The sequence below is a fragment of the Celeribacter marinus genome, from assembly GCF_965656515.1.
Lineage (GTDB): Bacteria > Pseudomonadota > Alphaproteobacteria > Rhodobacterales > Rhodobacteraceae > Celeribacter > Celeribacter marinus_D.
The window spans coordinates 1-15,650 of sequence record NZ_CBFHKW010000060.1; the positions used below are offsets into that span (position 1 = coordinate 1).

The 15,650-nt window shown below is 55.9% G+C and carries 15 protein-coding genes; 7 read left to right on the forward strand and 8 right to left on the reverse strand.

Annotated features, from left to right (window positions below):
- Positions 1 to 28: 28 nt before the first annotated feature.
- Together ACTG34_RS11670 and ACTG34_RS11675 are read left to right on the forward strand one after the other, a co-directional pair.
- Positions 29 to 1,135, forward strand: a complete 1,107-nt coding sequence (locus tag ACTG34_RS11670; RefSeq protein ID WP_439105086.1) for an ABC transporter permease — start codon at positions 29 to 31, stop codon at positions 1,133 to 1,135.
- Positions 1,132 to 2,739, forward strand: a complete 1,608-nt coding sequence (locus ACTG34_RS11675; protein WP_439105074.1) for an ABC transporter ATP-binding protein — start codon at positions 1,132 to 1,134, stop codon at positions 2,737 to 2,739. The genes ACTG34_RS11670 and ACTG34_RS11675 overlap by 4 nt, the downstream gene beginning before the upstream one ends.
- Before the next feature lie 42 nt (positions 2,740 to 2,781).
- Here ACTG34_RS11675 and ACTG34_RS11680 read toward each other — a convergent pair whose 3' ends face one another.
- Complete coding sequence (locus ACTG34_RS11680; protein ID WP_439105087.1) at positions 2,782 to 4,374, reverse strand: D-alanyl-D-alanine carboxypeptidase family protein; 1,593 nt, start codon at positions 4,372 to 4,374, stop codon at positions 2,782 to 2,784.
- Between the two features lie 234 nt (positions 4,375 to 4,608).
- Positions 4,609 to 5,313: an HAD family hydrolase gene (locus tag ACTG34_RS11685; RefSeq protein WP_439105075.1), complete on the reverse strand. Its 705-nt coding sequence runs from the start codon at positions 5,311 to 5,313 to the stop codon at positions 4,609 to 4,611.
- A 134-nt stretch (positions 5,314 to 5,447) separates the two neighbouring features.
- On the opposite strand from ACTG34_RS11685, the gene clpS reads away from it, so the two are divergent.
- Genes clpS through ACTG34_RS11700 form a run of 3 tightly spaced genes read left to right on the forward strand, consistent with a single transcriptional unit; the run spans position 5,448 to position 7,616 of the window.
- On the forward strand, positions 5,448 to 5,771 hold the full coding sequence (gene clpS / locus ACTG34_RS11690) for an ATP-dependent Clp protease adapter ClpS (protein WP_439105088.1): 324 nt from the start codon (positions 5,448 to 5,450) through the stop codon (positions 5,769 to 5,771).
- Between the two features lie 27 nt (positions 5,772 to 5,798).
- Positions 5,799 to 6,764, forward strand: coding sequence for a class I SAM-dependent methyltransferase (locus tag ACTG34_RS11695; RefSeq protein ID WP_439105076.1), 966 nt, complete (start codon positions 5,799 to 5,801; stop codon positions 6,762 to 6,764).
- A gap of 39 nt (positions 6,765 to 6,803) precedes the next feature.
- Positions 6,804 to 7,616, forward strand: coding sequence for an SDR family NAD(P)-dependent oxidoreductase (locus tag ACTG34_RS11700; protein WP_439105077.1), 813 nt, complete (start codon positions 6,804 to 6,806; stop codon positions 7,614 to 7,616).
- Between the two features lie 4 nt (positions 7,617 to 7,620).
- On the opposite strand, the gene ACTG34_RS11705 is transcribed toward ACTG34_RS11700, so the two are convergent.
- Positions 7,621 to 7,998: a hypothetical protein gene (locus ACTG34_RS11705; protein ID WP_439105078.1), complete on the reverse strand. Its 378-nt coding sequence runs from the start codon at positions 7,996 to 7,998 to the stop codon at positions 7,621 to 7,623.
- Between the two features lie 140 nt (positions 7,999 to 8,138).
- On the opposite strand from ACTG34_RS11705, the gene hemF reads away from it, so the two are divergent.
- On the forward strand, positions 8,139 to 9,044 hold the full coding sequence (hemF, locus tag ACTG34_RS11710) for an oxygen-dependent coproporphyrinogen oxidase (RefSeq protein WP_439105079.1): 906 nt from the start codon (positions 8,139 to 8,141) through the stop codon (positions 9,042 to 9,044).
- Here the strand turns inward: hemF and ACTG34_RS11715 are convergent.
- Together ACTG34_RS11715 and hemE are read right to left on the reverse strand one after the other, a co-directional pair.
- Positions 9,041 to 9,541 carry a GNAT family N-acetyltransferase gene (locus ACTG34_RS11715; protein ID WP_439105080.1) on the reverse strand — a complete coding sequence of 167 codons (501 nt, stop codon included), beginning with the start codon at positions 9,539 to 9,541 and terminating at the stop codon, positions 9,041 to 9,043. The genes hemF and ACTG34_RS11715 overlap by 4 nt on opposite strands.
- Positions 9,541 to 10,575, reverse strand: a complete 1,035-nt coding sequence (gene hemE, locus ACTG34_RS11720; RefSeq protein WP_439105081.1) for a uroporphyrinogen decarboxylase — start codon at positions 10,573 to 10,575, stop codon at positions 9,541 to 9,543. The genes ACTG34_RS11715 and hemE overlap by 1 nt, the downstream gene beginning before the upstream one ends.
- Positions 10,576 to 10,686: 111 nt before the next feature.
- Here hemE and hemC point away from each other — a divergent pair, with 111 nt between their 5' ends.
- Complete coding sequence (gene hemC / locus ACTG34_RS11725) at positions 10,687 to 11,631, forward strand: hydroxymethylbilane synthase (RefSeq protein WP_439105082.1); 945 nt, start codon at positions 10,687 to 10,689, stop codon at positions 11,629 to 11,631.
- 3 nt (positions 11,632 to 11,634) lie between these two features.
- On the opposite strand, the gene ACTG34_RS11730 is transcribed toward hemC, so the two are convergent.
- From ACTG34_RS11730 to hemN, 3 genes are all read right to left on the reverse strand, one after another.
- Complete coding sequence (locus ACTG34_RS11730; protein ID WP_439105083.1) at positions 11,635 to 12,834, reverse strand: MFS transporter; 1,200 nt, start codon at positions 12,832 to 12,834, stop codon at positions 11,635 to 11,637.
- Positions 12,831 to 14,237 (reverse strand): FAD-binding oxidoreductase, encoded by a 1,407-nt coding sequence (locus ACTG34_RS11735; RefSeq protein WP_439105084.1) that lies wholly within the window; start codon positions 14,235 to 14,237, stop codon positions 12,831 to 12,833. Before ACTG34_RS11735 ends, ACTG34_RS11730 begins: the two co-directional genes overlap by 4 nt.
- A gap of 144 nt (positions 14,238 to 14,381) precedes the next feature.
- On the reverse strand, positions 14,382 to 15,650 hold a 1,269-nt coding region (gene hemN, locus ACTG34_RS11740), incomplete at its 5' end, for an oxygen-independent coproporphyrinogen III oxidase (protein WP_439105085.1).

Below are 15,650 nucleotides of genomic sequence, written 5' to 3' on the forward strand. Positions count from 1 at the left end.
ATCGACTTTGAAAAGCGGGAGAGCTGAAATGCGTCTGTCCCCTCTCAATCAACGCCGGTGGCGCAATTTCAAGGCAAACAGCCGAGCGCTATGGTCACTTTGGATCTTTAGCTTCCTGTTTGTATTGTCGTTGTTTGCGGAATTTCTCGCCAATGACAAACCGATCATCGTGAATTATCGCGGAAGTTACTATACGCCGATTTTCAACTTTTATCCCGAAACTGCATTCGGTGGCGATTTCGCGACCGAGGCGGTTTACCGCTATCCCGAGGTGGAATGCCTGATCGTTTCGGGTGGTTTGGTCGAGTGTTTCGACGATCCAGACGCCATTGTCGCAGATGCCGAAGACGGTAATGTGAACGGTGAGCCGATCGAGAAAGGGTGGCTATTGTGGCCGCCGATCCGCTATTCGTTCAACACTCAGGTCGAAGGCCCGGGGGCGGCCCCGTCACCGCCAACCACGCAAAACTGGCTCGGCACCGATGACACCAAACGCGATGTGGTCGCACGGGTGATCTACGGGTTTCGCCTGTCGATCCTGTTCACGCTGATCGTGACGGTTGTGGCGTCGACCATTGGTATTGTCGCGGGCGCAATTCAAGGGTTCTTTGGCGGGCGCACCGATATTGTGTTTCAACGTGTGTTGGAAATCTGGGGCTCCATGCCCTCGCTCTACGTCATCATCATCTTGTTTGCCATATTGGGGCGAAGTTTCTGGCTCTTGGTCTTTGTCACCATCCTGTTCGGGTGGCCCGCGTTGGTGGGTGTTGTACGAGCTGAGTTTTTGCGGGCGCGTAATTTCGAATACATTCGTGCGGCGCGGGCATTGGGCGTTGGCAACTGGACAATCATGTTCCGCCACATGTTGCCCAATGCGATGGTCGCAACGTTGACGCTGTTGCCGTTCATCGTGACAGGAACCATCGGAACGCTTGCTTCGCTCGATTTTCTTGGCTTCGGGTTGCCATCGTCCTATCCGTCACTGGGTGAGCTGACCTTACAGGCCAAACAAAACCTACAAGCGCCGTGGCTCGGGTTCACCGCATTTTTCACCTACGCCATCATGCTATCGCTCCTCGTCTTTGTTTTCGAGGGGGTGCGCGATGCCTTTGATCCGAGAAAGACCTTTCAATGAGCCTTCTTGAGTTCACAGATTTGCGCGTGTCGTTCAAACAGGATGGCGGCCTTGTCGAGGCGGTCAAAGGCGTGTCGTTTCGTGTCGAAAAGGGCGAGGTTGTCGCCTTGGTCGGTGAGAGTGGTTCGGGTAAATCCGTCACAGCATTGTCGTCGGTGAACCTGCTGTCCGACAACGCCGTCATCGGCGGATCGATCCTTTATGAGGGTCGGGAACTGGCCGGTGCGAATGAAAACGTGCTGCGCAAAATTCGCGGCAATGACGTCAGCTTTATCTTCCAAGAGCCAATGACCTCGCTCAATCCGCTGCACACGATTGAGAAACAGCTCGCCGAGATTCTGCTCGTCCACCAAGGTGTGAAAGGGGGAAAGGCCCGCGAACGTATTTTGTATCTTCTGGACCGTGTGGGCATTCACAATGCCGAGGAACGGTTGGGCGCTTATCCGCATCAACTGTCGGGCGGGCAACGTCAGCGTGTTATGATCGCAATGGCGCTTGCGAATGCGCCGAAATTGCTGATTGCCGATGAGCCGACCACGGCGTTGGATGTGACCATTCAGGCGCAAATCCTTGACCTGTTGATGGATATCAAACGCGATGAGGGCATGTCGATGCTGTTCATCACCCATGACCTCAACATCGTGCGCAAATTTGCCGATCGTGTTTGTGTGATGAAAGACGGTGAGATTGTCGAGGCGGGTAAAACAGCGGAAATATTCGATGCGCCCGGCCATCCTTATACCAAGCTGCTGTTGGAGGCCGAGGCAACGGGGCGTCCCGTCCCTGTGCCTCAAGATGCCAAGGTTGTGGCAGAGACCAAAGACCTGCGGATCTGGTTTCCTATTCAGCGCGGATTTTTGCGGCGCACAGCGGGCTATGTGAAGGCCGTGAATGCCGCGACATTTTCCGTGCGCGAGGGCGAGACGGTGGGTGTTGTCGGCGAATCCGGATCGGGCAAAACCACCTTGGCGCTTGCAATGATGCGACTGATTTCCTCACAAGGCCCCGTGGTTGTTATGGGGCAAGACGTTCAAGGGTGGAACAACCGTGCTCTGCGGGGTCTACGCGCCGATATGCAGATTGTGTTTCAAGATCCTTATGGATCGCTCTCCCCGCGCATGACCATTGCGCAAATCATTGCTGAGGGGTTAGGCGTCCATGGTTTGGGTGATCATACGTCTAAAGAGTCGGCGGTGATTGAGATCATGCGCGAGGTCGGCCTTGACCCAGACACTCGTCATCGGTATCCGCACGAGTTTTCAGGCGGGCAACGCCAACGTGTGGCGATTGCGCGTGCGATGATTTTGCGCCCGCGTTTGGTGGTTCTGGACGAGCCGACATCGGCGCTCGATATGACGGTACAGGTGCAGATCGTGGATCTGTTGCGCGACCTTCAGGTCAAACACAAACTTGCCTACCTCTTTATCTCTCACGACCTTCGGGTGGTGCGTGCGCTCAGCCATAAAGTGATGGTGATGAAGCGCGGTGATGTGGTTGAGGCCGGCGATGCCGATGCGATTTTTGACGCGCCACAACATCCCTATACCAAGGCGCTCGTCGCCGCCGCGTTTGATCTGAAAGTTGAAGAGGGCGCAGGCGTCTGAACGCCCACGCCCTCTCGTGGTGATTGTGTTGTCGTGGTCTGTTTAGGTCGGGCCAATCGGGTCGCAATCTATGCCGCGTGCTGTAAGGCGACGACAGGTCATCCCAGCGAGATCTTCGGTGAGACCAAGAAAGTTGGCCTGATAGCCACGCTTTGATTTCACGACTTTGCGCAGTGCACCGTCGAGCATGTCGAGTTCTGTCAATGCCGTCTTGAGCAAGATTTTGCGCGCCTCGTATTCAGAGCCGTAGGTGCCGATGTTGACGCCCCAATGGCGCGATCCAGAGGTCGAGATGCGTGTCACGATTTCTGGGCCAGACTGAGCCGCCAACGCGCGTGTCGGTATAACCGCCGCAGTGGGCGTCACGTTGGTCAGCTGAAGCGAGACAGGGCGCGGCTTAGGGGTTATGTCTGACAGGCCAGCGGGAGCAGTTTTAGTCGGGGAGGGCGCAAGGGGCGCGTCTAGCTGTGCGACCTGCTCGACTTGTTCAAGCACTTGCGTGGCCTGTGATGTCGCCGCCTCGGCGATGGCCAGAACCTGTTCATCTTGTTGCGCCTGTGTAACGGCATTGAAGATGTCATCCGACATGGACAGTAGCATCGTTTCGTCTTCGGGCGCCAATGTGCGTATCGGGCGCGGTTTGGGGATTGGGCTTTGCGTGACGTTGATTGTGACGCGAATGATTTTGGAGGCCACGCTCGGCGCGTCTTGCGTGCCTGCGACCATAACGGCGCTGCCAGCAGCTTTGCCCAAGTAGGGGGGGCGTTTGGGTTTGACAACTGCGACACGGTTGGGCGCGCGCTGGAACCCTAAATCCATCAACTCGGTGACGCGCGCATTGCGTGTCGCGGTAGAGCGTCCGCCAAATACGGTCGTGATGATGCGCTCGCCGCCGCGTTCGGCCGAGGCGACGAGGTTAAAACCGGCGGCAGATGTGTAACCCGTTTTGATTCCGTCTGCGCCGGCATAACTGTTGAGAAAGCGGCTGTTGGTGTGGGACACAGTGCGTACGCCAGCATCGGCAGTCGTGCGTGAAAAGATATTGTAGTAGTCTGGGTAGTCATAGAACACGTGGCGACCCAGAACGGACATATCGCGCGCTGTGGACAGGTGTCCGCTCGCCGTGAGGCCGTGGGCGTTTTTGAACGTGGTGCGTGACATGCCGAGTTCTTTGGCTGTGCGGTTCATGCGGCGTGCGAATGCGGCTTCCGATCCTTCGATCGCTTCACCGATTGCGGTGGCGGCATCATTTGCGGATTTTACGGCGGCGGCGCGGATGAGGTAACGTAGCTTTATTTTTTGACCGGACTTCAGCCCCAGTTTTGAAGGCGGCTCTGCTGCGGCGTTTTTGGAGATGGTGACAAGGGTGTCGAGGCCGATCTCACCATTCTCAACAGCTTCAAACGCGATGTAGAGCGTCATCATTTTGGTGAGGGACGCAGGATGCAGGCGTGTGTCGGCATTGCTCGAATGCAGGATTTTTCCGTTGCGTGCGTCCATCACCAATGCGGCATATTCAGCGGCCATAACTTTGGCCGATATGCCGACTAGCATCGCTAGAGCGATCAAAACAATTGGGAAAATACGCCCGATCACGGCACGCGGGTGTACCCACGCTTGCACGTTGCTCAACATCATAACTCTGCCTCGTATGTGCCAGATCATTTCGCCCAGCTTATTTAAAAGACGCTAGCACAGGCTTTGAATCGTGAAAACAGTCAATTTTATAAGGCTTTAAGCGATGGTATTGATGCAACGCCATATATGGTGGCGAGATTTCAATGGACCTCTAAATACGGTGCATCGCTCGGTTGTTCGAAACTTTTGCAACATCTAGCCACCCAAATGAACGCAAGAATCACATCTCAATCACCGTGAGATTGCCCCAACAAAAGCGGGGAGATCTACGAGGGCTTCGAGGTGTTTATAGCGGGGGTGCCCTTCCGGAGCTTTGGCGTGTTCGATGGCCCATGTGATGGAATGCGGGATGTAGACACCCCAAGCGCCGACCTCTATCGGTGGCAGAACATCCGACTTCATCGAATTGCCGACCATCACGGCGCGCTCTGGTGCGACGCCATGTCGGTGGAATATATCCGCGTACACAGGCGCTGTTTTTGCGGACACGATCTCAACCGCATCAAATAAATCGCCTAAACCTGATTGCGCAAGTTTGCGTTCTTGGTCGAGTAGATCGCCCTTGGTCACCATGATGATTTCATGATCCGCCGCGAGGGTGCGCACGGTTTCTTCGACGCCCTCAAGCAGGTGAATTGGATGCGATAGCATGTCTTGTCCTGCCTGTATCAATTCCTTGATCACCTTGGCAGGCACCCTCTCGTCGGTCACTTCGATCGCTGTCTCTATCATGGATAAGACGAATCCCTTGATTCCAAATCCATAACCACCAAGGTTGCGCCGTTCTGCCGCAAGCAAGCGTTCAGCGAGATGATCGGCGTGTGTATAATCGGCCAGAAGTTCGCAAAATCGCTCCTGAGTGATGCGAAAAAACTGTTCATTTTCCCATAGCGTGTCGTCTGCGTCGAAAGCGATTGTCGAAATTTTGGCGCTCATTTACATCTCTCTTTTACCCTGAGTGGATAACCCCCTTTAATGATGCGAGAAAGAGGCTATATACAGCGCCTAGCAACACGATGTTTGGTACGACGCAATCCGGAGACGCCAGAGTGATCCTCTTCCCTCACATGATGTCCGACGACGACCGCTTTGATGATGGCGGCGATACATCTCTCGCAACCAAAACCAAACCCAAGACAAAGCGCCCCCCACTCTACAAGGTGATGCTGCTCAATGACGACTATACCCCTATGGAGTTTGTCATCCTTGTGCTGGAGCGTTTTTTTGCAATTGGTCACTCACAGGCAACCGAGATCATGTTGACGGTCCACAAAAAGGGACTGGCCGTGGTCGGAGTTTTCCCGCACGAGATTGCCGAGACAAAAGTGAGTCAGGTCATGGACTTTGCCCAGCGGCATCAGCATCCGCTGCAGTGCACGATGGAAAAGGACTAGAGCGCTGCCCCAGCCGCGTCATTTATAATGATATCGTCTCGCATCTCTTTACTCCTTGATGGAACGTCCGATCGTGTGGTGATCTACAGACCCCGCATTGGCGCCGATTTGTCGATGTTTGACCCCGCGTCTGTGCAAATCGTTCAGGGGTTTAAGCCCGATCATGATGCATTTCGCGATGCGGGGTTCAGTGTTCGGGTCGCGCCGGAAGGACTGTTTGATGTTGCAATCGTGGTTGTGCCGCGCGCCAAGCTTGAGGCCCGCGCTCTTATTGCCGACGCTGCAAGTCGTGCGCAGGTGGTGATTGTCGATGGTCAAAAAACTGACGGGATAGATAGTATTGCACGCGATCTGAAAAAACGCGGTGAGGCTGTGCGTGTGGTTTCAAAATCCCACGGTAAGGCGATTGCATTTGAGGGTGGCGACTTTTCCGATTGGGCCGATGTCGGCCCGCTCGCTGTGGTGGACGGGTTCGAAACGCGCTTGGGTGTTTTTTCTGCGGACCGGGTAGACAAGGCGTCCGAGCTACTGATTGCCACACTTCCACAAAAACTACCGTCAAAAATCGCCGATCTAGGTGCGGGATGGGGGTATCTTTCGCGTCATATTCTAGCGCGGGATGGTGTAAAAGTGCTTCATGTGGTCGAGGCCGAACATGCCGCTTTTGAGTGTGCTAAAGTCAATGTCGTCGATCCGCGTGCCACGTTTCACTGGGCCGATGCCACACAGTTTGATGCCAAGGTACGGTTTGACGCTATTGTTATGAACCCGCCGTTTCACACCACGCGGGCCGCTGATCCGGCTTTGGGGCAAGCGTTTATCGCAGCTGCGGCGCGTCTTTTGGCACCGTATGGCGAGCTGTGGTTGGTCGCCAATCGGCAACTTCCCTACGAGGCGGCCTTGTCTGAGCGGTTTATGCATGTGGAAAAGATCGCGGATACGGGTGGCTTCAAAGTGCTTTACGCTAAGAGGCCTCTTCGCACACGTGCGTGAACCTCGTAAGTTAGCGCGAACAGAATCAGGGATGATGTTATGAGCTTTTCGATTGCTGGTAAAACAGCCATCATTACCGGCGCTGCAAATGGTGTTGGTCTCGCAATTGCACGGCATTTCGAGGCCCAAGGCGCAAACGTCATGTTTGCAGACATGGACGAAGAGGGTTTGATCGCCGAAGTTGGCGAAGCGGCCGAACTTGAGGGCGCAAAGGTTGCTTATTTTGCGGGCGATCTGCGTCAAAAACTGACGATTGCGAACCTTCTTTCTGCGACAGTGGATGCGTTTGACGGTGTCGACATTTTGGTGAACGCATCACGGCAAGTGGCGCAAAGTGACCCCTTATCGGCAGACGATGATAACGTTGAGGCGCTGTTGGAACAAAACCTTTTGACGGCATTGCGACTAACGCAGCAAGTCGCGAAATGGATGATCAAGTGTGGTGAGAAAGAAGAGCGGACAGAAGGTATGCTAGGCTCAATCGTCAATCTATCGTCGGTTGCCGCGCGCCGCACGCAGCCTGAAATGCTTGCCTTTTCGATCTCAAGTGCCGCGGTGGAGCAAATGACGCGCTCTATGGCTGTTGCGCTCGCGCCGTGCCGCATTCGCGTCAATGCTGTGGCATTTGGTTCTGTCCTGAGCGCCAGTTTGAGTGATGTTTTGTCCGAGAACCCTGACTACCGTGATGAAATTTTGCTTGGGACACCTTTGGCGCGTGTCGCGCCCGCGTCTGACGTGGCCGAAACGGTGCAATATCTCGCCTCTGAAGGCTCGGGGTTTGTTACGGGGCAGGTGTTGGACGTAGATGGGGGCCGCACTCTCTTGGATTCCGTTCAGGCCCCAACTCACTAGACATTTAGTCGTCGGGGTAAGCCACTTTGCAAGCGGCAATTTGTTGTTCTGCGGCCGCGGCTAGTTGCGCTTCCTTGCGTTTAAGTGAGGCTAATTTGGCCGCCTCTGCGTCGAGATCGATTGCCTTTGGTCTAAGTTCGGTGTCGCGCACTGGGATGCGACAGTATTTCGTTGATCCATCTTGTTTTGTGCCGCACGATCGCGTTTCAAAGTCGATGACGTCCACTTCGATCAGCGCATAGCCACGGCGCAAATTCCCCTCGGTTTCAGTCACAAACCCGCGCACAACACGCAGGTCTTTTGTTGCACCAGAGATGCACATTTGCTGTTCGGAGCACGCCGCAAGAAACGGCAAAACGGCCAAAGGCAAAAACCAACGCATAGGGAACTCCATAAGAAACGCTTCGTGATCAGTGGTTTGAGCATAGCGCCTTTTGGCCGCAGGGGAAGTGGGCTTGGCAGGGTCGGCGCATTCCTGCTAGGTCTGCGCAACAAAGCACTCGCACGACGAAGGACGCCATTATGACCCAACAGCCCCAACCTGATATGAACGATGAAAAGGCGCGTGCCTCCGCGTGGTTCCGGTCCTTACGTAATGACATCGTCGCCGCATTCGAGGGCGTCGAAGATACGCAATCAGAGGGGCCATTCTCGCACCTGCCTGCAGGTCGCTTTGAGGTGACTGAAACCACACGCGCCTCAGACGACGGCTCAGATGCAGGCGGTGGATTGATGTCTGTAATGCGTGGCGGGCGTGTATTTGAGAAAGTTGGGGTCAACGTGTCGACGGTCTACGGTGTGCTTGGGGAACGCGCACAAATGGCGATGGCTGCCCGTAAGGGGATTGACGGCATGAAGGATGACCCAAGGTTTTGGGCCGCAGGGATATCTCTAGTCGCACATATGCAAAACCCGCACGCGCCAGCCGTCCATATGAATACGCGGATGTTTTGGACCCCACATGCGTGGTGGTTTGGTGGGGGTTCGGATTTGAATCCGTGCATTGAATATGCAGATGATACGGCGGCATTCCACGCAGTTCAAAAAGAGCACTGCGATCGCCATGACGCCAGCTACTACCCGCGTTATAAAGAGTGGGCGGATGAGTATTTTTACGTGCCGCACCGTGGCCGCGCGCGTGGTGTTGGCGGTATTTTCTACGACGACCACAACACGGGCGATTGGGAGAACGATTTTGCGTTTACGCAAGATGTCGGGCGCGCGTTTCTGCCCGCCTTCCTTGCGCCTACGAACAAGCGGCGCAATACGCCGTGGACCGATGCCGACAAGGATCAACAGCTTGTGCACCGTGGCCTCTACGCCGAATACAACCTCGTTTATGACCGTGGAACAAAATTCGGACTAGAGACAGGCCATGATGCCAACGCGGTGCTCATGAGCTTGCCGCCAATGGCAAAGTGGGTCTAGTCAGCCAGCTCGCGTAAATCACCCCAATGGACGGGGTAGGTCTGGACGGGTTCGCCGTAAAGCAATTCGTTTTGTTTTGGCCCGAACGCCCCGCCCATTTTGCGGTAGAAATCCACGGCTGCGGCGTTGTCTGTGATGACGGTCAGGTAGGCGCTATTGTGGCCGCGTGCGATCAGGGTACGCGCTGCCGCCTTCATCAGGGCTGCACCGATCCCTGCGCGCTTGCGGTCGGGATCGACATGCAGGTTGTCTATATAGGCGGGATGTTTACCACCTTTGACGTAGATAAATCCCGTCACCGCGTTGTCGTCGATTGCGACAAGTAAAATGTCCTCGGCGGGGATGTCCATACCGACCCATTTGCCGTTGAGATCGTCCGCCACGGGTTGGCCAAGGTAGTCGTCTGACAGCAACCCGCGATAGGCCATACGCCAGCTGGCGACATGGATGGCTGCAACGGCGGGGAGGTCGGATTGAACGGCGTCACGGATCAACATTAGGCGTTCTCGCGGAGCGTTTCGATCATCAACGAGACGTTGTCAGGATCGGCATCGGGCGTGATGCCATGGCCGAGGTTAAAGATGTGCGGCCCGTTGGAGAATGTTTCGCGGATGTGGCGCACCTCGTCGATCAAATCCTGACCGCCCGTAACCATATGCGACGACTTGAGGTTGCCCTGAACGCAGCCGTCTTTTTGCACGTTTGCCGCGGCCCATTCGGGTGAGACGGAGTTGTCGAGGGCCACACAATTGACGCCGGTTTTGGCGTGGAACCCGATGTAGCCATCGCCTGCTTCGCGCGGGAACCCGATGACCGGAATGCCGGGGTGGCGTTTTTTCAATTCGGTGGTGATGATGCGCGCGGGTTCGACGGCATATTTCTCAAACGCTTCGCCCTTGAGCGAGCCGGCCCAACTGTCAAAGATTTTGACGACTTCGGCGCCCGCTTTGATTTGCATGTCGAGGTACTCGATGGTGCTGATGGTCAGCAGGTCGATGATCTTTTCGAACAACGCGGTATTGCCCTCGCGCAGCGCATGTGCGGGGCCTTGGTCCGGTGTGCCGCGCCCTGCGATCATGTAGGTGGCAACGGTCCACGGCGCACCGGCAAAGCCGATCAATGTCGTCTCTTTGGGCAGTTCTTGCGACAGGATTTTCACGGTCTCATAGACAGGTGCCAATGTGTCGTGGATGTCGTCCTTGGTCTTGATCGGTGCAAAATCAGCGTCACTTGTGATGGTAGACAGGCGCGGTCCTTCGCCGGTGACAAACCACAGATCGGCGCCTAACGCCTGCGGCAACAACAAAATATCCGCGAACAGGATGGCGGCATCGAATCCAAAACGGCGGATCGGCTGCAGCGTCACTTCGGCGGCCAGATCGGGATTGTAGCAGAGCGACAAAAAGTCACCCGCTTGGGCGCGTGTCGCTTTGTATTCAGGCAGGTAACGGCCGGCTTGGCGCATCATCCAGATGGGGGGAACGACTTGCGTCTCGCCTTTGAGCGCTTTGAGGATAGTCTTGTCAGTCATGTCGTTCTCCCAATCGTTTCGCTGTTGGTCCCTTTCCTGCGTGCTTTTGTCAAGGTCGGATAGGTCAGGGATCACTTGTCAGGCGCATCTGTCGCGGGTAAGCGTGTGCGCATGACATTTACGCTCCCGACCCCCGCCCAAACGTTCAAGATCGGCACTCGTGGCTCGCCGCTTGCCCTCGCGCAAGCGCATGAGACGCGTACCCGCATCATGGCTCATTTTGACCTGCCCGCCGAGGCTTTTGAGATCGTAGTGATTTCGACCCAAGGCGATCGCGTGTTGGACCGCGCGTTAAAAGAAATTGGCGGCAAGGGGCTATTTACTCGCGAGATCGAGGATCAGTTGCTAGATGGCTCCATCGATATCGCTGTGCATTCGATGAAAGACATGCCCGTGGATCAGCCCGAGGGGTTGATGTTGGATTGCTACCTGCCGCGCGAGAACCCGTGCGATGCATTTATCCATTTGGATGGCGGTACGCTGGCCGACTTGCCAAGCGGCTCTGTGGTGGGCACCTCGTCCCTGCGCCGTAAATCGCAACTCTTGTATAAGCGTCCCGATCTGACGGTTGTGGAATTTCGCGGCAATGTTCAGACGCGTTTGAAAAAGTTGAACGATGGTGTTGCTGCCGCGACCTTTCTTGCGATGGCGGGTTTGAACCGTTTAAATGCCACCGATGTACCACGCAGCGAAATTTCGGTTGATGATATGCTCCCAGCGATTGCGCAAGGTGCGATTGGCATCGAACGGCGCTGTGATGATCATCGCTCCGGCGCGCTCTTGGAGGCATTGCACCACCGTGAAACGGGTGAGCGTCTGGCCGCTGAACGGGCTTTTCTGGCCGCACTCGATGGCTCGTGTGAGACCCCAATTGCGGGTTTGGCGACCCTCGATGGTGGCACGCTGCGGCTTCGCGGGGAGATCTTGCGCACGGACGGATCCGAGGCCTTGTTCGATGAGATTTCCGGCGCGGTTGAAGATGGCGCACAATTGGGTCGTGATCTTGCGGCGCGCTTGTTGGCTCGTGCAGGTGACGGCTTTTTCGACTGGAAATAACGGCTAGTGCGTTTGGCGGTCCGCTATGCGCAACGCTATACCCGCGCCAATCGCGGTGAGCGCGCCTATGGTCATAACGAGGCCATAAGAGGCAAATGACGTTCCAATCCAAAAGATGCCTCCTGCGATCAACTGGCTCGTCACCTGGTTGACCGATTGCAGCGACGAGCTAGCCCCCGGGCGCGCGGCGAGTAGGTCCTGAAAATAAGCAATTGGTAGGGTCAAAAGGACGGCGGCCCCCATTGCGGCAGGAATGGCCAATACCCACACCGCATCTCCCCCCGCTACATGCGGGAAGAGCAGTAAAAATAGCGCATATACAAAAGCGGACCCGAGCAGGATCGTGCTTTTCGTGGCGCGCGCGGTAAACCATGGGATCAGCATCATAAAGGGAATTTCAAGCCCCGCGATTAACGCAGCCAGCTGCGCGGTGCGGGCGGTTCCAGCGGCGTGAGACGCTTCGAAAATGAGGCCCATTGTTTGCATGTAGATCGTGTTGGCGGCGACAAGCGTTGCAATCAGCAATAGACGCGAGAGGACGCGCGGGTGGGCGAGTTCGGCAAAGGATTGAACAAACGACAGGCCTGATTTTGTCTCTTCGCCGCCTTCCAATCCGTCCCTTGGCAGCAGTGTGAAGAGCACGATCAAACATCCGGACGCGGCCAACGTGATAACACCATAAAGATGAATGAGACCCATTCCTTGCCCAATGGCGAGCGACAGCAGCGGCAAGACGATGACAAAGGGTAGGGCAAAGCCCGCGCGGATGAGGGACATGACGCCGTCGCGGTCTGCTGGTGCGCGCTCGATCACGGCGAGGCGGGCAATGGCGAACATTTGCCCCATGAGAGCAAAGCCGATGGGGATCATGATGGTTGCGGCAATCAGGTAAGCGATGGGAGAGCGGGTCAGATATACACTGCCCACACCCACCACGGTGGTACCTGCACAGATTAGCGCGGTGGTGCGACGAGAGGCCCATTGGTCGGTGATGATGCCTGTGTACAGCGATGAAACCACCGAGGCGGCCGCTCCGATCACCATGATCGCGGCGAATTGTGCATCTGTAAAGCCGAACAACTTAATTGCGATCAACCCTTGATAGGGGGCGAGGGCGGCGGCGAGCGCACCAATACAGACGACAGCCAAGGCACTCGCGCGCAATCGTTTGCTCGCGGCGATGATGGAGATCGCATCAATCACGGTAGGACTTTACCAGGGTTCAGGATGCCGTTGGGATCCATTGACGCCTTAATCGCGCGCATCACATCAAGTGCGACAGGCGATTTTCGACGCCGCATAGAGGACAGCTTGGATATCCCGATCCCGTGTTCCGCAGAAAACGATCCATGCATCTCTTGCACAATGTCTTCGACGGTTTCCATAATCTTATCGGATAGCTCACCATCGTCTTTTGATGGATATACCGTGTAATGAACGTTGCCATCGCCCAAGTGCGCGACTGTGCAATCGACCGCGCCCGCATCAAGGCGGCGAATGCGTGCAATAGCCTCGTCGCAAAATGCTGCTACCTGATCGACGGGGAGGCACAGATCATTGATCACAAGTGGCTTGGTATTGGTCGACACCTCTGCCGCCGCTTCGCGCATTTCCCACATCGTGCGGCGCTGTGCTTCTGACCCCGCAAGTGCGGCGTCTAGCACGAGACCAGCTTCGAACATTGTCCCTAAAGCGTCTTCAAGGTGGGTTGTGAGGGGGATTTCGCCCGTATCGTCCTCGGCGCAGTCGCGCGGAATTGTTGAGGCGATCTCCAGAAAAATCGTGTGTTCGGCGTCATAGCCGAGCGGCGGGATCAGATCGGGACGATAGGCTTTGAGCCGCCCCATGTAATTGCGTGGCATGTATTCAAAAGCCTCGACCATGCCGCCCGTGCGTTCTTGCAATGCATTCAAAAGCTGCAATGCGCCGGATAGATCGGGGACGGTGACCATTGCGGTGGCGTGGGCTTTTGGGGCAGGGGCGAGTTTGAGAACTGCCGCTGTAATCACGCCAAGTGTGCCCTCGGAGCCAATAATTAAATCGCGTAGATCGTAGCCCGAGTTGTCCTTGTGCAGCTCGCTCATCAGATCAAGGACGCGCCCATCGGCCAAGACGACCTCGATCCCAAGGCACAAATCGCGGGTATTGCCATAGCGCAAAACGTTGGATCCACCCGCATTGGTGCCAAGGGTTCCACCGATACGGCAGGATCCCTTTGCACCGAATGTCATAGGATATTTTAGGCCTGATCCGTCGAGGTGATCGTGGAGGTCTTGTAAAATCACACCCGCCTCGACGATCGCAATTTTAGCCTCTTTACGCACATCGCGGATCGCGTTCATCCGCTCAAGAGACAAAATGATCGCGTCTTTGGCCAGTGTGGCCCCCGTCAAACCTGTATTTCCACCCATAGGGACAACCACTGTGGACGTGTCATTGCACAGGGCGAGGATGTCGGACACCTCGGCCGTTGTTGCAGGGCGAACCACGGCAATGGGTTCAGCCTCATACTTTCCGATCCAATCGCGGGCATAGGACGCGGTATCGGTGCCGGTCAGAACGGAAGGGGTGATGGCGCGCAGGCGGTCGAGAAAATCCAAAGTCATATCCTTATGGTCCGGCAATGAGTGATGTGACCACAGTTCACGGAAATTTCCACTGGAGACAAGGTTCGAAAATGAAAACCGCCCTCGACACATGTGCCGAGGGCGGGTCATGACAGTCAGCCTTAAGTGTCGCGCAAGCGGCCCTTAAACGGCAGAGGAATGTTGTGCCTGTGCCATGTCATAGGCATCGAAATGGCGCGCAATCATGCGGGTGAGTGGTTTGGCGTGGTCCAGAATAGCGATCTCGTCAGACGACACAGAAAGCATTGCGGGGAACGCGTCACTGACACTTTTGCCAAAGTCATCAAAGGCCGCTTGGCTCAGATCAAAGCGTGCGACGAGGTCGCTGCGTGCCACACGGAATTCGCTCATGAGTGCCTCAATAATGCGGCCTCTCAAATGGTCTTCGGGGGTAAATGCGTGCCCCTTGGCGATGGGAAGGCGACCCGCGCGAACGGCCTCTTGGTATTTTGAGGTGGCGGGCGCGTTTTGCGCGTAGCCTTGCGGGTACTTTGCAATCGATGACGCGCCAACGCCGATCATGGCGGAGCATTTGTCGTCAGTGTATCCTTGAAAATTCCTGCGCAGTTTGCCTGTGCGCAATGCGACCTCTAGGCCATCGCCCTTGCGCGCGAAGTGATCAATTCCGATTTCGGTGTAGTTGTCCCACACGAAAAGATCGCGTGCGGTATTGAATAGCTCAAGGCGCTCTTGGGGTGTTGGAAGTTGATCTGTCGGAATCATGGCTTGGCGACGAGCAATCCACGGCACGTGTGCATAGCCGAATAAGGCGACACGGTCGGGGGATAGCGATAAAAGCTTGTGTACGCTTTGCGCGATCTTTTCTTGCGACTGACCTGGGAGGCCATAAAGAATGTCGGCATTGAGAGACCGAATACCGCGCGCGCGCAAACCGTCCACCGCCGCTTTTGTAATCTCGTAGGACTGGATGCGACCTATTGTCTCTTGGATTACGGGGTCGAAGTCCTGAACACCTATCGAAGCGCGGTTCATTCCGGCGGCCGCGAGGGCGTCTAGGCGGGCATCGTCGATCTCATTGGGATCAATCTCAACTGAAAATTCATAGCTGCTGGCAAAGGGGGCAACATCTGCAATTGCACCAGCCAAGTCGGAAATCATGTCTGGCTCGAGGAGGGTAGGTGTCCCGCCCCCCCAATGCAGGTGACCAAGTGTAAGCCCCTCTGGTAAATGCTTTTTTACCAGTTTTAGCTCGGCTTTTAGGGTCTCAACATAGGCCGCTACGGGACCCGCCGTTGAGGTGCCTTGTGTGCGACAGGCGCAAAACCAACATAGCCGCCGACAAAAGGGCACGTGAACATACAGCGAGGCCGGTTGCGCCGGATCCAGCGCAGACAACCACGATGTAACATCGGTAGTTCCCACATCGGTGTT